We start from the raw sequence: 18876 nt of genomic DNA on the forward strand, positions 1-18876 counted from the left end.
CCGCAGCAGGGGCGCGGACACCGGGCACGGGTGCGGATGACACCGCCATCCGGCCCGCTGGGTTGCCAGACGGACACGGGCTATCCATACTGATGGATGTTCCTGAGCCGGACATGATCGGGCGCCGGGCAGCCTCGATCGGCAACCCTGTCGCATTCGCATTCTCCGGAGGAACCCGTCCATGAGAGCGAAGATCAGACTGCTGTGCGCCGCCCTGGCGGCCGCCTCGGTGACCGCGCTGACGGCGCTGGCCGTCCCCACCCCCGCGTCGGCCGCGGCACTGACCGAGGTCACCGGCTTCGGCGCCAACCCGAGCAACCTGCGCATGTACCTGTACGTTCCGGACAACGTCGCGCCCCGGCCGGCGCTGGTGGTCGCGGTGCACTACTGCACCGGCACCGGCCCGGCCATGTACTCCGGCACCCAGTTCGCCGCCCTGGCCGACCGGTACGGCTACATCGTGGTCTACCCGTCGGTGACCCGGAGCAGCCAGTGCTTCGACGTCGCCTCGCCCCAGGCCCTGCGCCGCGACGGTGGCAGCGACCCGGTGGGCATCAAGTCGATGATCGACTACGTCCGGCAGCGCTACCCCGTCGACCCGAACCGGATCTTCGCCACCGGCATCTCCTCCGGGGCGATGATGACCAACGTCCTGCTCGGCCTCTACCCCGACGTGTTCGCCGCCGGCGCGGCGTTCGCCGGTGTTCCGTTCGCCTGCTTCGCCACCACGAACGGCTCGGAATGGAACAGCGAGTGCGCCAACGGGCAGATCACCAGGACCCCGCAGGCGTGGGGCGACCTGGTCCGCAACGCCTACCCCGGGTACACCGGCAAGCGGCCCCGGATGCAGCTCTGGCACGGCACGAACGACGAGGTCCTGCGCTACCCCAACTTCGGGGAGGAGGTCAAACAGTGGACCAACGTGCACGGGCTGAGCCAGGTCCCGACGTACACCGACACCCCGCAGTCCGGCCAGACCCGCACCCGGTACGGCGGCAGCGGCCCCACCGCGCCGGTCGAGGCCATCAGCATGAGCGGCGTGTCGCACAACCTGCCCGTGGACGCCGCCCAGGCCATCCGCTTCTTCGGCCTCGACGGCACCACCCCACCGACCACACCGCCGCCCACCACCCCGCCGCCGACCACACCGCCGCCCGGCGGGGCCTGCCGGATCGGGTACGCGGTCAACGCCTGGAACAGCGGCCTGACCGCCTCCGTCACCATCACCAACACCGGCAGCGCCGCGGTCAACGGCTGGACCCTGGCGTTCACCCTGCCCAGCGGACAGACCATCACCAACGGCTGGAACGCGTCCTACTCCCCCAGCAGCGGGGCGGTGACCGCCCGTAACGTCTCCTACAACGGCGCCATCGCGCCGAACGCCTCGGTCGACATCGGCTTCCAGGCGACCCACACCGGCAACACCGCAAAGCCGACCTCGTTCACCCTCAACGGGGCGGCCTGCGCCGTCGCCTGACCGTCCGCGCGGGAAGCGGTGGGCGTCGAGGACGCCGACGTCCACCGCCACCCCGCCCGCGCGTCGGTGAGGTCGGGTCGCGCGACCGGTTCAGCGCCGGGACATGATTGCCGTCGCGCTTCATCCAGGCAAAGATCCATGGATGCCTACGAGCGTATCCACTGACCGGCTCCACGACCTACGGACCCGCACGGCCGAGATGGTGGGGCAACTCGGCCGTCTGGTCTCGGTCGAGACGCCGTCCAACGACCGGTCGGCCTGCCAGGCCGGGGCGGAGACGGTGTCCGGTATCGCCGAGGAGATCATCGGCGTGCCCGCGGATTCCGTCGAGGTCGACGGACGGACCCACCTGCGGTGGCGCTGGCCCGCCGCGTCGGGCCAGCCGACCGTCGCCCTGATCGGCCACTACGACACCGTCTGGCCGTTGGGCACACTGGAACGCTGGCCGTTCACCGTCGACGACGCGGCCGGGACCGCCACCGGCCCCGGCTGCTTCGACATGAAGGCCGGGATCGTGCAGCTCTTCCACGCCGTGGCTGCACTGCCGGATCGCTCCGGGCTGGAGATCCTGCTGACCTGCGACGAGGAGATCGGCTCTCCCACCAGCCGGAAGCTCGTGCAGGAGACGGCCCACCGCTGCGACGCCGCGCTCGTCTTCGAACCGTCCGTCGACGGAGCGGTGAAGACGAGTCGCAAGGGGATCGGCCGGTACCGCTTCGACGTACACGGACGCGCGGCCCACGCCGGGCTGGACCCGGAGCTCGGCCGCAACGCGCTGACCGTGCTGGGTCGCCTGCTGCTCGACGTCGGGGAGCTCTCCCGGCCCGACCTCGGCACGATCGTCACGCCGACCATGGCCGGTGGCGGCACCGCCGGCAACGTGGTGCCCGCGCACGCCTGGCTGGGGGTCGACGTCCGGGTCGCCGTGGAGAGCGAGGCGGAGCGCGTGGACGGGGAGCTGCGCTCCCTCAAGCCCATCCTGCCCGACGTGTTCGTCGTCCTCGCCGGTGGGGCGAGCCGGCCACCGCTGCCGGCGTCCTCCACCGCGGCCCTGTTCGCGCGGGCTGTGGCCCTCGCGCCGGCGCTGGGCCTCGGTCCGCTGCGAGGCGCCGACGTGGGCGGCGGGTCCGACGGCAACTTCACCGCGGCCGCCGGCTGTCCCACGCTCGACGGTCTCGGCGCCGTGGGGGACGGCGCGCACTCCGAGGGCGAGCACGTCGTCGTCGCGGCCATGCCGGATCGGGCGGCGCTGGTGGCGGAACTGATCGAGGACATCCGCCGGAACCAGGACGAGGGTCCACGGGATCGCTGAAGGGTCTCTGGACGCGGCGGCGGGCCGGTTGCCGCCGCCGGTGTCCTCCTGCCGGTGGCCGTCGCCGTGGCGGCCTGCGCCGGTGGGTTGAAGAGCAGGGGCGCGCCGATCAGGGGTGCCTGCTCGTCAGTGGCGGTCGGCGTACGCCCGGACCTTGGCCCGGTTGCCGCAGACCGCCATGCTGCACCAGCGCCGCCGGCCCCGGGGGTCGAGGAACAGCCACCCGCAGTCGGCCCCCGGGCAGGCGCGGACGTGAGCCCGTGCCGGCGTGCAGAGCAGGTCCGCGGCGGACCGCGCGCACGCGAGCAGCGGCAGGTCGAGGGTGTTGTCCGGTGAGAGGGTCCAGGACGCGACGCCGTCGGCGCCCGCCGTCAGGCGTGCGGCGGCGGCGGCGCGCCGGGCCTGGGCCGCGACGGCGCGGAACGCCCCGGCGGCGCCCGGGTCGAGAAGGAGGGTACGCAGCGAGGTGCGGAAGGACCGCGCCTCGGCCAGGGCCCGCTCGGCCGTGGTGGGCTCCCGACGCGCGGCGGCGCGCAGCCGCCGTACGGTGGGCAGGTCGAGCAGCGAGGCGTGCCCGGCCCAGGTGGCGAGGTGGTCGTAGCCGCGCAGCCATTCCCGGTGCGGGTCGGGGGGATGGCCCCAGCCCGCCCAGGTGTTGCAGAGTTCCAGCCCGGGGTGACCGGCGAGCAGCACTGGCATCCGGAGGCCGTCGACATCGGTCCAATGCACGACACCAGTATGCCTTGACCGGCCCTCCACTAACCAGACATTGTCAACACACCGGTTAACCCAATGAGAACGGTTAGGTGAGGCATGTTGCTGTCCAAGGTCGCATCCCCGGTCCTACGGGTCGCGCTGGTGCTAGCCGCGGCGGCGGCGGCCGTCCCCGCGCCCGCCGTGGCAGCCGGCACGGAACATTCCGCCCAACGGCCACGCCAGCCCGAGCCCTGGCGGCCCTGGACGCAGGAGGAGTGGACCGCTCCGGCCGGCCGGTACTGCGCGTTTCCGCTACGGGTCCAGGTGGTCTCACAGGACGTCCGGGTCCGGGTGGTCGACCGGTATCCCGACGGGGCCGTCAGGCGCGAGGAGTTCGCCGGTCCGCTCGTGGTCGACTTCGTCGACGTCAGCACGGGACGGATGACGCGCCGGGACGCGGGCGGGTCCGGCGCGGCCGACTACCGCCCGGATGGCGGGTGGCTGCGGTACACCATCGTCGGCCCCGCGGGCTTCGGGTTCCGGGACGGGGACCGCTATCCGCAGGGTTACTACCTGCTCGACGGGCTGCACGTCATCACGTTCGACGCCGCCGGAACCCGCCGGATGGCGGTCGCCGTCGGCAAGCAGGACAACGTCTGCCAGACGCTCGCCGGCCCGGCCTGACCGGCCCGGTCAGGTGGACGGCAAGGTGGTCCCGGCGATCGTGTCGGGCCCGGCAGTGGCTGGTCCGGCCGCCGGGACCGGGCCCCGGTGGCGGATCGTGGCGTGGGCGGTGCTGACCGGTACCAGCGGGTTGACCGCCGCTTCCGTGGTGGCCTGGTGCGTGGCGGCGCCACCCTGGCACCCGTGGATGCTCTACACGCTGGTGGACCTCGTGGTCGGCGCGGTCTACGGGGTGGTCGCCTGGCTGACCCTGCTGCGCCGTACCCACCTGGCCGCCTGGATCATGGCCGCGGCGGGCGTCGGCGGATCGCTGTCGGCGGCGGCGGCCTGCTGGAGCATGGTGGTGTACCGCTGGCCCGACCTGTGGACGACCGGGCAGCTCGCCGGCGTCGCGTACTGGGCCTGGGTGCCCGGCTTCTACGCCCTCGTCGTGTTGCTGCCCTGGCTCCTGCCGGTACGGCCGCTCGACCGGAGCACCCGGGTCGCCGTCGGCGCCGGCGCCGTCCTCATCGTGGTCGCGCAGGCCTGCGCCCTCACCCTGCCCGGTGGCCTGCACGCGATCCCGCTCACCGACGACACTCTCCTCGCGGCCCGCGCGGCGGTCGATCCCTGGCTGGAGCCCGCGCTCGTCGTGCTCGGCGTCGCCGCCGCCGTCGGCGTGCTGGCCCGTCGCCGTACCCTGCCGTGGCAGCAGCGGCACGGCCTCGGCTGGCTCGCCATCGGCACCCTGCTGCTGACGGCGGCCTTCCTGCCGCTCGCGCTGAACCCGGCCTTCCACGTCACCGTCCCGGTGCCGTTCGCCCCGCTGCTCATGCTCGGCGCCCACGCCTTCTTCCCCGCCTCCGTGCTGGTCGTGGTGCTGCGTCAGCGGCTGTGGGGCCTGGAGTTGACCATCCGCCGGACGCTGGTGTGGGCGTTGATGACCGCGCTGGTGATCGGCGCGTACGTCGTGGGTGTGCTGCTGCTCGGTACGGTCATGCCGGCGACCTCGGCGGTGCCCGAGGCCGTGGTGACCGCGCTGCTCGCCGCCGGGTTCCAACCCGCGCGCGCGTGGGTGCAACGCAGGGTCGACCGGCTGGTGCACGGCGACGACGGGCCACGCCTGATCCGGCGGGTCGCCGGCCGGCTGCGCGCGGCGGAGCACAACACCCGGATGCTCGACGCGGTGGCGGACGGCATCGCCGACTCGTTGCGGCTGGCCTCGGCCACGATAACCCTGACGGGAGTCCCGCCCGTACCGCCGAGCCGCGCCTCGGCCGGGGACGGGCCGTCGGCGCGCGGGCCGGCTCTCGTGGTGTGTCTGGACGGCGGGAACGGGTCGGTGGGAGAGCTGTGGGCCTGGCCGCGCCCCGGTGAGCGGCTCGACGGGCGGACCGTCGCGCTGCTGCACGACCTGGCACCGGTCGTCACCGCGCTCGCCCTGCTCACCCTCGCCCAACGCGACCTGGACCGCTCCCGGGTACGGCTGGCGCAGAGCAGGGACGAGGAGCGCCGCAAGCTGCGCCGTGACCTGCACGACGACCTGGGGCCGGCGATCAGCGGAGTCGGGCTCGCACTCACCGCGGGCCGGAACATGCTGCGCCCGCACCGCCACCTGTCCGAGATCGCGGCGGCCGACGACCTCCTCGGACGGCTCGTCGCCGAGATGGACCGTCAGGCGGCGGGAGTCCGGGAGATCGCCCGGGACCTCGTGCCGCCACCGCTGGAGGGCGGCGGGCTGCGGCCGGCGCTGTACCGGCTGCGGGAACGCTACGCCGATGCCGGGTTGACGGTGCTGGTGCGGGCGCCCGACGTGGAGCTTCCCGACACCGTGGCGACCGCGGTGTACGGCATCGTGGGCGAGGCGGTGCGCAACGTGCGCCGGCACGCCGGTGTGGACCGGTGCGCCATCGACGTCTCCATGGGACCGGACAGCCTGGTCGTGTGCGTCACGGACGAGGGGGTGGGCATCCCCGCCCCGCTGGTCGCCGGCGTCGGCACGGCGTCGATGCGGGAACGCGCGGAGGGCATCGGGGCCGCGCTCACCATCGCGCGGGCGGATCCCGCCCACGCCCGCCCCGGCACCACCGTCGAACTCGTGCTGCCCGTCCCGGCGCTCGTGGCCCGCTGATCCATCCCGGCGGTGCCAGACTGGCCGCCATGACGGCGATCGACAACCTGGCGCTGACCAACTACGGGCACTTCACCACGATGCGGGTGCAGGACGGTGCGGTCCGCGGCCTCGGCCTGCACCTCGACCGGCTGGTCACCGACTGCGCCACGGTGTTCGGTGCCGAGCTGTCCGGCCGGTACGTCCGGGAGCGGATCCGCGCGGCGATCGCCGAAGCCGACGGCCCGCTGACGGTCCGGGTCACCGTGGCCGACCCCGGCCTGCGGCTCACCCACCCCGCCGCCCCGACCGATCCGCACGTGCTGGTCACCACGCGCGCCGCCACCCCGCAGGCGCAGCCGCCGATGCGGGTGCGCTCCACCACCTACGCGCGCGACGTGCCCTCGGTCAAGCACACCGGGCTGTTCGGCCCGCTGTTCGAACGCCGCCGCGCCCAACTCGACGGCTACGACGACGCGCTGTTCACCGACGGCGGTGGGCGGGTCTCCGAGGGCCCGACCTGGAACGTCGGCTTCGTCGACGGCGACACCGTGGTCTGGCCGCTGGCCGACGTGCTGCCCGGCGTGACCATGCGGCTGCTTGCCACGGCTCACGACGGCCCGCAGCGCACCGAGCCGGTCGAGCTGTCCCGGCTGGCCGGCATGGCGACCGCCTTCGCCACCAACGCGGCCGGCGCGATCCGGCCGATCGCCGCCGTCGACGGGGTCACGTTCGCGACCGGTCACCCGCTCGTCGGCCTGCTGCGCCGGCGGTACGCCGAGGTCGTGCCGGAAGCCGTCTGACCGCCACGGGCGGGCTGGCCTCCGTCAGTGGGATTCGGTGAGGTAGGTGCGGTACTCGTCGGCCGTCATCAGCACCGGCGGGTCGGTCATTCGAAGCCGGAACAGCCAGCCCTCCCCGTAGGGGTCGCTGCCGATCAGGCTCGGGTCGGCGACGACCGCCTCGTTGATTTCGAAGATCCGGCCGGTCACCGGCATGTACAGCTCGGCGACCGACTTGGTGGACTCGACCTCGCCGCAGACCTCGCCGGCCACCAAATCAGTACCCGGGTCGGGCAGTTCGACGTAGACCACGTCGCCGAGCGCCGAGGCGGCGAAGGCGGTGATGCCGACCGACGCCGGCTCGACGCTGTCGTCGACCCACTCGTGGTTGGCGCTGTAGCGCAGGCGCGCGGGAACTTCCATGTCCACTGCTACTTCCTTTTCGGCAGGGATGCGCGTCAGCGCAGGCGGCGGTAGGAGGGCAGGGGGCGATCTCCACCGGTTCGGTGTGCCCCCGGACCTGGACGCCCAGCCGGGCGGGCGCCTGTGCGACGTCGGCGCGGAGCCGGGCCATCGCGGTCGGCCGGTGCGGTGTCGGCGGCGAGGCGGTAGGCGACCAGGTCGTCCAACGCACCGCCGCTGTCAGCGCAGGGCATGGTGTTACGGGCGCGGCCGACCGGCACCGCCGAGAGGTGCCCGACCAGCGTGTGGTCCGGCACGGCCGGGGCCATCGGTCCACGGACCCCGATCTGTCCCATGTGGCTGAGGTCGAACAGGCCGGCCCGTTCTCGTACGGACGTCTCGCTGCCGTCGCGCAGCGGCATCGACCAACCGGCGAACCGGGCGCGCAGGGGTGGGCGAGTCAGGGTCGTCGGACTCTGATGCATGGAGGCGCTCCTTCGTCCCGACGCGGTCGCGTCGTACGGTCGGTTGCCTCCCGCTCTGTCATGGACCTGAGAGCTTCACCGCCGGTCGGCGGTTTGCACCGTGGGTGAGACGACGAATCGTCTGCTTTCCAGAGTTCACCTCGCCTGCGCGGTAACGGGGCCTGAGAGTTTCTTGGGAGTTTGCTCCTTCGGCGCCCCGACGATGGCCGGGGTCTCTCCCGCGCGGGTTCGAACGGTGTCTGTGCAGTTGTGGGCGATGCTGCCCGCGACCCTAGGCGACCGGCCGAACACGTGTCAACGGTGCGGCGCGGGTCACCGGACCGGTCCCGTGTCGGGCTCCCCGCCGGCCCCAGGGGTCGCCGGAAGTGGGCCGCTGCGGCCGGACATCCCGGCCCCATGATCGATCATCAACAATTCTTTACACCGATGTGTGATGTGTGCCATTGTACTGGCCACGTCCGGCACGACATCGACCCAGATCGACAAGTGTCGACGCGGGCTCCGCCCGCAGAAGCGGCGGAACCGACCACCACAACCGACCTGACGTGCGTGGAGACACGCAGGGATCCCCGCACCCGGCCGAGCCCGGTCCACACCGGACCCGACCTACATCCCCCATCGACCCGGCCCTGAAGCCCCGTCGACACCCCGCCCAGGAGGCGACCCCGATGATCCGACTGTTACGAAAGCGACGCGCCCGGCTGGCCGCCGCGCCCCTGACCCTGGCCTTGGTGCTGGGGCTGAGCCCGCTGACCGCCCCCGCCACAGCGAGCGCGGCACCGGCTGCCACACCGGCCCACGGCGCCGCCCCGGCCGACACCGGCACCGGCGACCGGCACGTCCAGCGGAACCCGCTGCCGCTCGACGAACGCGCCCCGCTGCCCGCCAACCTCGACGAGCTGCGCCGCGACTACGACGAGCCCGACGGCGGGCAACGGCGCACCGCCCCGTCCATGCGCGGCCGAGCCGCCCTGGCCGCCGCCCCCTGCGCGACCAGCGACTTCACCAGCCGCACCGGCAGCGCCCTGGTGCAGCAGATCAAGGCGTCCACCACCGACTGCGTCAACACCCTGTTCAGCCTGACCGGCAACGACGCCTACCTGGCGTTCCGCGAGGCGCAGATGACCAGCGTCGCGTACGCGCTGCGCGACGACGCCGCCTCCTACGACGGCACCAACCGCACCGGCACCGCCTCCCTCGTGCTGTACCTACGGGCCGGCTACTACGTGCACTGGTACTACCCGGCCACGGTCGGCACGTACGGCAGCGGCCTGCGCACCGCGATCCGCGCCGGCCTGGACGCCTTCTTCGCCAACAGCCACTCCGGCGACGTCAGCGACGCCAACGGCGAGGTGCTGGCCGAGGCGGTCACCCTCATCGACAGCGCCGAGGAGAACGCCCGCTACCTGTACGTGGTGAAGCGCCTGCTCACCGGCTACAACAGCTCGTACAACACGTCCTGGTGGATGCTGAACGCGGTCAACAACGTGTACGTCGTGCTGTTCCGGGGCCACCAGGTGCCCGAGTTCGTCACCGCCGTCACCGCGGACCCGAGCGTGCTGGACACGCTGTACGCCTTCGCCTCCGGCCACCGCGCCCTGCTCGGCACCGACCAGGGCTACCTGGTCTCCAACGCCGGGCGGGAGCTGGGCCGTTTCCTCCAGCACACCGCGTTGCAGGCCAAGGCCCGGCCGCTGGCCCGGGGGCTGCTCAACCTGAGCGCGATCACCGGCCCCACCGCCGCCCTCTGGGTCGGCGTCGCCGAGATGACCGACTACTACGACCGGGCCAACTGCGCCTACTACGCCACCTGCGACCTCCAGGCGCGGCTGGCCGCCGCCGTCCTGCCGATCACCTACACCTGCGGCACCAGCATCCGGCTGCGCGCCCAGCAGATGACCTCCGCCGAGCTGGACCGGGCCTGCGCCAGCATGCGCGACCAGGACGCGTACTTCCACTCGGTGGTGGCGGACCCCGGACCGGTGGCCGACGACCGCAACACCACCCTGGAGGTGGTGGTCTTCGACTCCAGCACCGACTACCAGACGTACGGCGGGCCGATGTTCGGCATCGACACCAACAACGGCGGCATGTACCTCGAGGGCAACCCGGCCGCCACCGGCAACCAGCCGCGCTTCATCGCCTACGAGGCGGAGTGGCTGCGCCCCACCTTCGAGATCTGGAACCTCAACCACGAGTACACCCACTACCTCGACGGCCGGTTCGACATGTACGGCGACTTCACCGCGAACATCTCCACCCCGACGATCTGGTGGATCGAGGGCTTCGCCGAGTACGTGTCGTACTCGTACCGCAAGCAGACCTACCAGGCCGCGATCACCGAGGCAGGGAAGAAGACGTACGCCCTGCGCACCCTCTTCGACACCACCTACGACCACGACACCACCCGGGTCTACCGCTGGGGCTACCTGGCCGTGCGGTACATGCTCCAGTCGCACCGCGCCGACCTGACCACGCTGCTCGGCCACTACCGCGCCGGCAACTGGGCCGCCGCCCGGACGCTGCTGACCAGCACCATCGGCAGCCGCTACGACACCGACTGGTACGCGTGGCTGGACACCTGCGCGGCCGGCGACTGCGGCGGCGGCACCAACCCGCCCGCCAACCAGGCCCCGGTCGCCGCGTTCACGGCGGTAACCAGCGGCCTGACCGCCACCTTCACCGACCAGTCGACGGACGGCGACGGCAGCATCGCCTCCCGGGCCTGGACCTTCGGCGACGGCACCACGTCCACGGCGGCCAACCCCACCAAGACGTACGGCGCCGCCGGCACCTACCCGGTCACGCTGACGGTCACCGACAACAAGGGCGCGACCGGCACCACCTCACGCACCGTCACCGTCACCGGTGGCACCACGCCGTTGCCGGAGTGCACCGGGAGTGACGTCCGGACGCTGGGCAAGAACTGCCGGCGCGCCGGCCTCCAGGCCACCGTCGGGAACCTCTACCACCTGTACCTCTACGTCCCGGCCGGCACCACCAGCCTGAAGCTCACGTCGTCCGGGGGCACCGGCGACGCGGACCTGTACTACAGCTCCACCGGCTGGGCCACCACGACCAGCTACACCCGTCGGTCGGTCAACACCGGCAACGGCGAGACGATCACGGTCAGCAACCCGGCGGCCGGCTACCACTACGTGAGCCTGCACGCCCGGCAGGCGTTCACCGGGGTCACGGTGACCTCGGAGTACTGAGCACGCCGCAGCGCCGCCGCGCCGTCCTCTTCGGAGCCGGAGGACTCCCGCCCTGGCGGGACCACCGCCTCCGCGAGGGCGGCGCGGTCCGCGCGACGTAGCCGCCGGGCAGGAGCGGTCAGCCCCCGGCGGCGAGGTGGCCGAGCGTGACCGGCTGCGCGACCGGGCGGGTGGCGAACCCGGCCAGGTCCGCCCCGGTGAGGGCCCGGCCGCCCGCCCGCGCGGTCAGGCAGGCGGTGGCGTAACCGCACGTCCGCCCCTGGCACCAGCCCATGCCGGCCCGGGTCATCAGCTTCGCGCCCCGCGCGTCGGCGACGGACAACTCCCGCACCGCCCGCCGTACCGCCCCGACCGGCACGTCCTCGCAGCGGCAGACCAGCGTGTCGTCGCCGCACCAGTCCGGCCAGCCGGCCGGCACCGGGTGCACCGCGTGCAGCGCCGAGGCGAACCGGCGCAGCCGGCGCCGGGTCCGCAGCAGCCGGCCGTGCCGGCGGCCCGACCAGGGCAGCGGGCGGCCCAGGGACAGCGCCGCGCCGGCACCGGCCAGCTCCCCCTCCACCAGCGCGAGCCCGGCCCCGCCCACCCCGGTCACCTCACCGGCGGCGTACACGCCGGGCACCGAGGTCGCCTGCGCCGCGTCGACGGTGAGCACCAGGCTCCCGTCGGCGTCGAGCCGGGTCGCGCATTCCAGGGCGAGGCCCAGCTCCACCTGCGGGGTGAAGCCGAAGCCCACCGCGAGCCCGTCGCACTCCACCTCGGACTCGGTGCCGGCCAGCACCGCGCCGCCGGCGTCGACGGAGGCGAGGGTGACCCCGGTCAGCCGGTCGGTGCCGTGCGCGGCGACCACCACGGTCCGACGCCGGTACGGCACCCGGTGCCGCAGCATCCGCCAGCCGTACCGCCCCGCCTCGGCGAGCTTGCCCGCAGCGCCGGCGACCAGGCGGAGCTGGTGGGCGTACCCGAGCGGGTCGTTCGCCTCGCAGACGCCGACGACGACGCTGCCGGCGGCGGCCAGGCCGGTCGCGACGGGCAGCAGGAACGGGCCGGTGCCGGCCACCACGACCCGGCTTGCGAAGCTCACCCCCTGCCCCTTGAGCAGGGCCTGGGCGCCGCCGGCCGTGACCACCCCGGGCAGGTCCCAGCCCGGGAAGGGCACCACCCGGTCGTGGGCGCCGGTGGCCACGACCAGCCGCCGCCCGTACACCGTCCCGGCCCGGGTGTGCACCGCGAAACCCGGCTCACCGGCGGTGGTGTCGGCCTCGACGAACCAGACGGCGGCGTCGGCCCGGTACGCGACCCGGCCGAGCTGTTCGCGCAGTCGGGTGAACGTCTGCCAGTCGTGGTGGCCGGCCCCGTCGGCCCCGGGGCGGTGCCGCCAGAACTGCCCGCCGGGCCGCGCCGCGGCGTCCAGCACCACCACCAGGCAGCCGGCCCGCGCCGCGGCGGCCGCCGCGGCCAGCCCGGCCGGGCCGGCGCCGACCACCACCACGTCGTACTCGGTCATTCCCGCTCCTCGCCGTCGTCCTGGCTGTCGACCACGTCGCCCGGGCGGGCCACCACCAGGCAGGCCCGCTGCCCAGACACCCCGTTGACCCGCACCAGGCAGTCGAAGCAGACCCCGATGCCGCAGAAGGCGCCCCGGGGGCGGCCCTCGACCCGGCTGCGCCGCCAGGAGTTGATCCCGGCGGCGAGCAGCGCGGCGGCGATGCTCCGCTCCCCGTCGCTGGGCACCGGCCGGCCGTCAAACGTGAACATCGTGGCGCTCCGGGGCGAACGGTCGGAGGTCCACCTGCGGGGCACGCCCGGTCAGCAGGGCCGCGACGGCGTGCCCCGTAGCCGGGGCGAGCCCGATCCCGGCGCCCTCGTGGCCGCAGGCGTGGAACAGGCCCGGCACCCGGGGGTCGGCCCCGATCATCGGCAGGTGGTCGGGGCTGTATGGCCGGAACCCCCGGTACGCGCGGATCACCGACACCGAGGCGAGGACCGGGAAGAGACGCACCGCCCCGGCCGCGAGCTGGCGCAGGGCCGACAGCGGGACGGTCCGGTCGAAGCCCACCCGCTCCCGGGTGGAGCCGATCAGGACGGTGCCCGCCCGGGTTCCCTCGACCACCGGGGAGACCTCCAGCCCTTCGGAGCCGCGCCCGACGTTGGCGACGTAGCCGGCCGCGTACACCTTGTGCCGGATCAGCGGCGGCAGCGCCTCGGTGACCAGGACGAACCCGCGCCGGGGCAGGACCGGCAGCCCCACCCCGGCCAGGCCGGCGATCTCGGCGGCCCACACCCCGGCGGCGTTGACCACCGCCGTGGTGGGCAGCGGTCCCCGGTCGGTGACCACGCCCCGGATCGCGCCGGCCGCGTCGCGTCGCAGGCCGGTCACGGTGGTCCCGGTCAGCACCGGCACCCCGGCCGCGCGCAGCAGGTGCGCGGCGGCCAGCATCGGCTGGACCTGCATGTCCTGCGGGTAGTACATCCCGCCGGCGAGGTCCCGGGCCAGGTGCGGCTCGTGCTCGGGCAGCGCCTCGGCGGGCACCTCCGCCACCTCCACCCCGGCGGCGCGCTGGCCGGCGGCGAACGCCCGCAGCGCGGCGTGCTCCGCCGCCGAGGCGGCCACCACCAGCCCGCCCTTGCGCTCCAGCTCGATCCGCTCGCCGCCCAGGTCGTCGCCCAACCCGTGCCAGAGCCGCACGGAGTGCCGGGCCAGCGCCAGCTCCGGACCGGGCGGCTTGTCCGAGAGCAGGATGTTGCCCTCACCGGCGCCGGTGGTGCCGCCGGCCACCCCGGCCCGGTCGACCACCGCCACCGCCAGCCCGGCCCGGGCCGCGTAGTAGGCGCAGGCCGCGCCGACCATTCCCGCCCCGATGACGACGACATCCGCGCCGGTGACGCTCATGACCCGATCCGGTGCATCCACGCCTCGACGTCGTCGGCCCGACGGGGCAGGCCGTCGGAGAGCACCCGGTAGCCGTCGTCGGTGATCAGGATGTCCTCCTCGATGCGGAAGCCCAGCCCGCGCAGTTCGACCGGGATCAGCTCGTCGTCCGGCTGGAAGTACAGCCCCGGTTCCACGGTGAGCACCTGCCCGGCCGCGAGCCGACCGTCCAGGTAGGCGTCGGCCCGGGCGGCGGCACAGTCGTGCACGTCCAGACCGAGCATGTGGCCCGACCCGCACAGGGTCCACCGCCGGTACAGGCCGGACTCCTCCGCCAGCGCCTGCTCCGGCGGGCAGGGCAGCACCCCGAGGTCCGCCAGCCCGTGCGCCAGCACCGTCATCGCCGCCCGGTGGAACGCCCGGAACTCCACGCCCGGCCGCAGGCAGTCCAGCGCGGCGTCGTTCGCCCGCCGGCACAGCTCGTACAGGTCCCGTTGCAGGGGGCTGAACCGGCCGGAGACCGGCAGCACCCGGGTGATGTCGGCGGTGTAGAGCGACCGCGTCTCCACCCCGGCGTCGAGCAGCAGCAGGTCCCCGTCGCGGACCGGCCCGTCGTTGTCGGTCCAGTGCAGGGTGGCCGCGTGCGCGCCCGCCGCCACGATCGAGTGGTAGCCGACGTCGTTGCCCTCCAGCCGGGCCCGCTGCCAGAACACCCCCTCCAGGTGACGCTCGGAGGTGCGCATCGCCGTCGGCAGCGCCCGGACCACGTCCTCGAAGCCCCGGGTCGTGATCGCCACCGCCTCCTCCAACTGGGCGATCTCCCACTCGTCCTTGACCAGGCGGAGTTCGGCCAGCACGGAGGCGAACTCCGCGTCGGCGCCCCCGGCTCGGCCGGGCACCAGGGTGTCGACGTGCCCGTCGACGCCGCGCAGCACCCGGGTGGGCGCGGCCACGGCCACCGCCTCGGCCAACTCGGCGACGTGCCGGGTCGGCAGCCCCAGCCGCCGGCTGCTCTCCCCCAGCGTCGGACGCCGGCCGGCCCACAGCTCGCCGTAGACCCGGTCCCGGAAGAACTCGCCGTCGGCGCGGCCGGAGCGGGGACGCAGGAAGAGCGTCGCCTCCCCGTCCGGCGCGACCACCAGCACCCCGTCGGAGGACTGGTCACCGGTCAGCCAGGCGTAGGCCGAGTGCGGCCGGAACCGGTGGTTCTGGTCGTTGGCGCGCCGCTGGTAGCCGCCGGCCGGCACCACGAGCCGCTCGCCGGGGAACATCCGGTGCAGCCGGGCGCGGCGCGCCGCAGCCCAGTCGGCCACCTCGTCGACCGGCAGGTCAGGCTGCTCGGTGTCCGCCCAGCCGGTCAGCATGAACTCCTCGAGCGCGGAGCTGACCGGCAGGTCGTGGCTACCGGTACGCAGGTCGGCGCGGGTCACAGCGGCTCCTTCACGGGACGGGGTGGGGCTGTCGGACGGGGCAATGGCCCGGTCAGGGCTGCGGCGGGGCCGCGAAGGTGACGGTCCGGGTGGCGGTGTAGAAGTCCAGGGCCGCGGTGCCCTGCTCGCGCGGGCCGTAGCTGGACGCCTTCTCGCCGCCGAAGGGCGCGTGGAAGTCCACCCCGGTGGTCGGCGCGTTGACCCGGACCAGGCCGGTGTCGAGGCCACGTACGGCGTGCAGCAGCGCCCCGACGTCCCGGCCGTGCACCGAGGTGACCAGGCCGTAGCGCACGCCGTTGGCCAGCTCGACGGCGCGGGCCAGGTCCGGCGCGGACAGCACGGTCGCCAGCGGGCCGAAGGTCTCCTCCTGGGCCACCGGGTGGGTCGGGTCGACGCGGTCCAGCAGCACCGGTGCGACGAAGAATCCGTCCCCGGTCCCGGGCCCGCCCCCGGTGAGCACCCGCGCCCCGGCCTCCCGCGCCGCCGTGACGGCGTCGCGCATCCGGGTCCGGGCGGCGGCGCTGATCACCGGACCGGCGGCGACCGCCGGGTCGGCGGGATCACCGACCCGGACCGCCTCGACCGCCGCCACCAGCGCCTCGGTGAACTCCGCGGGGTCACCCACGACCACGATCCGCCGGGTCGCGGTGCACTTCTGCCCGGCGTACCCCATGGCGGCGCCGGCCAGCAGCGCGGCGGTCGGGCCGGGGTCGGCGTCGGGCAGCACCACAGCGGCGTTCTGGCCGCCCATCTCCGCCTGCACTGGCAGGCCGGCGCGGGCGGCGGCGACCGCGACCTCCGCGCCGACCGAGGCGGAGCCGGTGAACGACACGACGTCGCTCGCCGCGACGACCGCACGCCCAGTCTCCGGCCCACCCTGTACGACCTGCAGCAGCCCGTCCGGCAGCAGCCCGTCGAACAGCCGTTGCACGGCCTCGCCGCAGGCCATCGCGTCCGGGGAGGGCTTGAGCAGCACCGCGTTGCCGGTGGCGAGGGCCGGGGCGGCCTTCCACAGCGGGATGGCCAGGGGGAAGTTCCACGGGGTGAGCAGCCCGGCGACGCCACGCGGCCGGCGTTCGGTGTAGAGCAGGCCGGGCTGGTCCGCCGGCAGGGACGGTGGCAGCAGCTCGCCGGTGGCGGCGAGGCATGCCTGCGCGTAGTAGTCCAGGATCGCCGCGCCCCGGGCCACCTCGGCGCGGGCCTCGCCGACCGGCTTGCCCACCTCGCGGACGATCAGGTCGGCGAGCACGTCGGCCCGCTCCCGCAGCCGGTCGGCGGCGGCCCGCAGGGCGGCGGCGCGGCCGGCCGCCGGCTCCCGGCACCAGCCGGCCTGCGCGGTACGAGCCCGCGCGGCCAGCGCGCGGACCTGGTCCGGGGCGACCGCCGCCCGCTCGGCGACCAGCTCGGTGGGGCGCTGCGGGGAGCAGCTACGGATCAGTTCGCTCACAGCTGGAATCCTGCCGGGAAGGGGTCATCGGGGTCGAGGAAGAACTGTGCCGTGCCGGTCAGCCAGGCCCGCCCGGTCACCGTCGGCACCACCGCCGCAGCGCCCGCGACCGTGGCGGTGCCGACCAGCCGGCCGACGAACCGGGTGCCGAGCAGCGACTCGTTGGTGAAGTCCCGCTCCAGCGGAAGCAGCCCCCTGGCGTGCAACTGCGCCATCCGGGCCGAGGTGCCGGTGCCGCAGGGCGACCGGTCGAACCAGCCCGGATGGATCACCATGGCGTGCCGGGAGTGCTGCGCGTCCGAGCCCTCCCCGGCCAGGTACACGTGGCGGCAGCCGGAGATCTCCGGCTGCTCGGGGTGCACCGGCCGGTCGGCGGCGTTGATCGCCGCCATGATGGCCAGGCCCGCGTCGAGTAGCCGCTGCCGGTCACCCCGGTCCAGCCGCAGTCCCAGCTCGGCGAGGTCCACGATGGCGTAGAAGTTGCCACCGTAGGCCAGGTCGTAGCGGACCCGCCCCAGGCCGGGCACCTGCACCGAGGCGTCCAGCGCCACCACGAAGGAGGGCACGTTCCGGATGGTCACCGCGGTGGCGCGACCGCCGGTCACGGCCACCGACGCCACCACCAGCCCGGACGGGGTGTCCAGCCGTACGGTGGTGACCGGCTCGGTGACCTCGACCATTCCGGTCTCGACCAGCACGGTCGCCACCCCGATCGTGCCGTGGCCGCACATCGGCAGGCAGCCGGACACCTCGATGTAGACCACGACGACGTCGGCGTCCGGCCGGGTCGGGGGTTGCAGGATCGCCCCCGACATCGCCGAGTGGCCCCGGGGTTCATACATCAGGAAGGTCCGCAGGTGGTCGAGGTGCGCGATCAGGTGTTCCCGGCGCTGGGCCATGGTGGCGCCCGGGATCACCGGGACGCCGCCGGTCACCACCCGGGTGGGCATCCCCTCGGTGTGCGAGTCGACCACGTGGATCACCCGGCTGCTGCGCATCAGCGGTGACCCGCCGCGAGCAGCCGTTCGGTGGTCTCCCGGATGACCGTCGCGACCGCCGGAGGCAGCGGCTGGCGCGGCTGGCGGGTGGGCCCGCCCGGACGGCCGGCGACGTCCATGGAGAGCTTGATCGCCTGGACGAAGTCGGGCCGGGAGTCCCAGCGCAGCAGCGGGTGCAGCGTGCGGTAGAGCGGCAGTGCGGTCGCCAGGTCCCCGGCGACAGCGGCCTGGTAGAGGCGGACACAGCTGGCCGGGACCGCGTTCTGGTAGCCGCCGATCCAGCCGACCGCCCCGCCGAGCAGGAGTTCGAGGGACACGTCGTCGGCGCCGGCCAGCAGGTCGAGGCCGGGGGCGAGCTCGGCCAGCTCGTACGCCCGGCGCACGTCGCCGCTGAACTCCTTGACCGCGACGATCAGGCCCTCGTCGTACAGCCGGCGCAGCAGGGCCGGGGTGAGGTCGACCCGGGTGTCCAGCGGGTTGTTGTAGGCCACCACCGGCAGGCCCGCCTTGGCTACCTCGCGGTAGTGCGCCACCACGACGGCGTCGTCCGCCCGGTAGGCGGTGGGCGGCAGCAGCATGACGGCCGGGCAGCCCGCCTCGGCGGCCTGGTCGGCCCAGCGCCGCGCCTCGTCCGCGCCGTACGCCGACACGCCGGGAACCACCGAGAAGCCGGGCGGGGCCGCCGCGACCGCGGTGCGCACGACCTCCGTGCGTTCGGCTGCGGTGAGCGCCTGGTACTCGCCGAGCGAGCCGTTCGGCACGACGCCCTGGCAGCCGTTCTCGGCGAGCCACCTCACGTGGGTTGCGTAGGCCTCGTGGTCGACGCCCAGGTCGGGCAGCCGGAACGGCAGTGCGGTGGCCACCAGGACGCCCCGCCACGGAATCTGTTCCACCGAACCTCCACCAGTAGTATGTTACATGGCACCGTAGCATGGTCGACGAGGCCGACCAATAGCCATGAATGTCTCCCGACAGGCGCCGCCGCCCCCG

16 protein-coding genes and 1 riboswitch are annotated in these 18876 nt (G+C 74.1%); of the genes, 6 read left to right on the top strand and 10 right to left on the bottom strand.

The window, feature by feature from the left end:
- Positions 1 to 181 precede the first annotated feature (181 nt).
- Together ACFYZF_RS10385 and ACFYZF_RS10390 are read left to right on the top strand one after the other, a co-directional pair.
- Positions 182 to 1477, top strand: coding sequence for a PHB depolymerase family esterase (locus ACFYZF_RS10385; RefSeq protein WP_387017971.1), 1296 nt, complete (start codon positions 182 to 184; stop codon positions 1475 to 1477).
- Between the two features lie 142 nt (positions 1478 to 1619).
- Positions 1620 to 2789 carry a M20 family metallopeptidase gene (locus ACFYZF_RS10390; RefSeq protein ID WP_387017974.1) on the top strand — a complete coding sequence of 390 codons (1170 nt, stop codon included), beginning with the start codon at positions 1620 to 1622 and terminating at the stop codon, positions 2787 to 2789.
- Positions 2790 to 2915: 126 nt separating this feature from the next.
- Here ACFYZF_RS10390 and ACFYZF_RS10395 read toward each other — a convergent pair whose 3' ends face one another.
- The gene (locus ACFYZF_RS10395) at positions 2916 to 3518 is read right to left on the bottom strand and encodes a CGNR zinc finger domain-containing protein (protein WP_387017976.1); all 603 of its coding nucleotides are present in this window, start codon (positions 3516 to 3518) and stop codon (positions 2916 to 2918) included.
- Between the two features lie 84 nt (positions 3519 to 3602).
- On the opposite strand from ACFYZF_RS10395, the gene ACFYZF_RS10400 reads away from it, so the two are divergent.
- The 3 genes from ACFYZF_RS10400 to ACFYZF_RS10410 are packed head-to-tail and all read left to right on the top strand — an operon-like array spanning position 3603 to position 7061.
- Entirely contained in the window at positions 3603 to 4169 is a 567-nt protein-coding gene (locus tag ACFYZF_RS10400; RefSeq protein ID WP_387017978.1) for a hypothetical protein, read from the top strand.
- Positions 4170 to 4209: 40 nt separating this feature from the next.
- Entirely contained in the window at positions 4210 to 6279 is a 2070-nt protein-coding gene (locus tag ACFYZF_RS10405) for an ATP-binding protein (protein ID WP_387017981.1), read from the top strand.
- 29 nt (positions 6280 to 6308) lie between these two features.
- On the top strand, positions 6309 to 7061 hold the full coding sequence (locus tag ACFYZF_RS10410; RefSeq protein ID WP_387017983.1) for an aminotransferase class IV: 753 nt from the start codon (positions 6309 to 6311) through the stop codon (positions 7059 to 7061).
- Between the two features lie 24 nt (positions 7062 to 7085).
- Here ACFYZF_RS10410 and gcvH read toward each other — a convergent pair whose 3' ends face one another.
- Both gcvH and ACFYZF_RS10420 read right to left on the bottom strand, forming a co-directional pair.
- Positions 7086 to 7463 carry a glycine cleavage system protein GcvH gene (gene gcvH / locus ACFYZF_RS10415; protein WP_387017986.1) on the bottom strand — a complete coding sequence of 126 codons (378 nt, stop codon included), beginning with the start codon at positions 7461 to 7463 and terminating at the stop codon, positions 7086 to 7088.
- 35 nt (positions 7464 to 7498) lie between these two features.
- A complete protein-coding gene (locus tag ACFYZF_RS10420) occupies positions 7499 to 7927 on the bottom strand; it encodes a hypothetical protein (protein WP_387017989.1) in 429 nt (142 codons plus the stop codon).
- 139 nt (positions 7928 to 8066) lie between these two features.
- A riboswitch (glycine riboswitch) is annotated at positions 8067 to 8158 on the bottom strand.
- 437 nt (positions 8159 to 8595) lie between these two features.
- On the opposite strand from ACFYZF_RS10420, the gene ACFYZF_RS10425 reads away from it, so the two are divergent.
- The gene (locus ACFYZF_RS10425; protein ID WP_387017992.1) at positions 8596 to 11142 is read left to right on the top strand and encodes a collagenase; all 2547 of its coding nucleotides are present in this window, start codon (positions 8596 to 8598) and stop codon (positions 11140 to 11142) included.
- 118 nt (positions 11143 to 11260) lie between these two features.
- On the opposite strand, the gene ACFYZF_RS10430 is transcribed toward ACFYZF_RS10425, so the two are convergent.
- The 7 genes from ACFYZF_RS10430 to ACFYZF_RS10460 form a co-directional block, all read right to left on the bottom strand.
- Entirely contained in the window at positions 11261 to 12646 is a 1386-nt protein-coding gene (locus ACFYZF_RS10430; RefSeq protein WP_387017995.1) for an FAD-dependent oxidoreductase, read from the bottom strand.
- Positions 12643 to 12897 carry a (2Fe-2S)-binding protein gene (locus ACFYZF_RS10435; protein ID WP_387017997.1) on the bottom strand — a complete coding sequence of 85 codons (255 nt, stop codon included), beginning with the start codon at positions 12895 to 12897 and terminating at the stop codon, positions 12643 to 12645. The genes ACFYZF_RS10430 and ACFYZF_RS10435 overlap by 4 nt, the downstream gene beginning before the upstream one ends.
- Positions 12884 to 14032 carry an NAD(P)/FAD-dependent oxidoreductase gene (locus tag ACFYZF_RS10440; RefSeq protein ID WP_387017999.1) on the bottom strand — a complete coding sequence of 383 codons (1149 nt, stop codon included), beginning with the start codon at positions 14030 to 14032 and terminating at the stop codon, positions 12884 to 12886. The genes ACFYZF_RS10435 and ACFYZF_RS10440 overlap by 14 nt, the downstream gene beginning before the upstream one ends.
- Entirely contained in the window at positions 14029 to 15375 is a 1347-nt protein-coding gene (locus tag ACFYZF_RS10445) for an aminopeptidase P family protein (protein ID WP_387018418.1), read from the bottom strand. Before ACFYZF_RS10445 ends, ACFYZF_RS10440 begins: the two co-directional genes overlap by 4 nt.
- A gap of 118 nt (positions 15376 to 15493) precedes the next feature.
- Positions 15494 to 16888 (bottom strand): aldehyde dehydrogenase family protein, encoded by a 1395-nt coding sequence (locus tag ACFYZF_RS10450; RefSeq protein WP_387018001.1) that lies wholly within the window; start codon positions 16886 to 16888, stop codon positions 15494 to 15496.
- Positions 16885 to 17886, bottom strand: coding sequence for a proline racemase family protein (locus ACFYZF_RS10455; protein ID WP_387018002.1), 1002 nt, complete (start codon positions 17884 to 17886; stop codon positions 16885 to 16887). The genes ACFYZF_RS10450 and ACFYZF_RS10455 overlap by 4 nt, the downstream gene beginning before the upstream one ends.
- Positions 17886 to 18779 (bottom strand): dihydrodipicolinate synthase family protein, encoded by an 894-nt coding sequence (locus ACFYZF_RS10460; RefSeq protein WP_387018005.1) that lies wholly within the window; start codon positions 18777 to 18779, stop codon positions 17886 to 17888. Before ACFYZF_RS10460 ends, ACFYZF_RS10455 begins: the two co-directional genes overlap by 1 nt.
- Between the last annotated feature and the right edge of the window lie 97 nt (positions 18780 to 18876).

The sequence above is a fragment of the Micromonospora sp. NPDC001898 genome, from assembly GCF_042891255.1.
GTDB lineage: Bacteria > Actinomycetota > Actinomycetes > Mycobacteriales > Micromonosporaceae > Micromonospora.

What these genes read in the sequence shown, in the direction of transcription:
- ACFYZF_RS10385 (WP_387017971.1), top strand. Translation starts at nt 182, where the DNA reads ATGAGAGCGAAGATCAGACTGCTGTGCGCCGCCCTGGCGGCCGCCTCG.
- ACFYZF_RS10390 (WP_387017974.1), top strand. Translation starts at nt 1,620, where the DNA reads ATGCCTACGAGCGTATCCACTGACCGGCTCCACGACCTACGGACCCGC.
- ACFYZF_RS10400 (WP_387017978.1), top strand. Translation starts at nt 3,603, where the DNA reads ATGTTGCTGTCCAAGGTCGCATCCCCGGTCCTACGGGTCGCGCTGGTG.
- ACFYZF_RS10410 (WP_387017983.1), top strand. Translation starts at nt 6,309, where the DNA reads ATGACGGCGATCGACAACCTGGCGCTGACCAACTACGGGCACTTCACC.
- gcvH (WP_387017986.1), bottom strand. Translation starts at nt 7,463, where the DNA reads ATGGAAGTTCCCGCGCGCCTGCGCTACAGCGCCAACCACGAGTGGGTC.
- ACFYZF_RS10420 (WP_387017989.1), bottom strand. Translation starts at nt 7,927, where the DNA reads ATGCATCAGAGTCCGACGACCCTGACTCGCCCACCCCTGCGCGCCCGG.
- ACFYZF_RS10425 (WP_387017992.1), top strand. Translation starts at nt 8,596, where the DNA reads ATGATCCGACTGTTACGAAAGCGACGCGCCCGGCTGGCCGCCGCGCCC.
- ACFYZF_RS10430 (WP_387017995.1), bottom strand. Translation starts at nt 12,646, where the DNA reads ATGACCGAGTACGACGTGGTGGTGGTCGGCGCCGGCCCGGCCGGGCTG.
- ACFYZF_RS10435 (WP_387017997.1), bottom strand. Translation starts at nt 12,897, where the DNA reads ATGTTCACGTTTGACGGCCGGCCGGTGCCCAGCGACGGGGAGCGGAGC.
- ACFYZF_RS10440 (WP_387017999.1), bottom strand. Translation starts at nt 14,032, where the DNA reads ATGAGCGTCACCGGCGCGGATGTCGTCGTCATCGGGGCGGGAATGGTC.
- ACFYZF_RS10445 (WP_387018418.1), bottom strand. Translation starts at nt 15,375, where the DNA reads ATGCTGACCGGCTGGGCGGACACCGAGCAGCCTGACCTGCCGGTCGAC.
- ACFYZF_RS10455 (WP_387018002.1), bottom strand. Translation starts at nt 17,886, where the DNA reads ATGCGCAGCAGCCGGGTGATCCACGTGGTCGACTCGCACACCGAGGGG.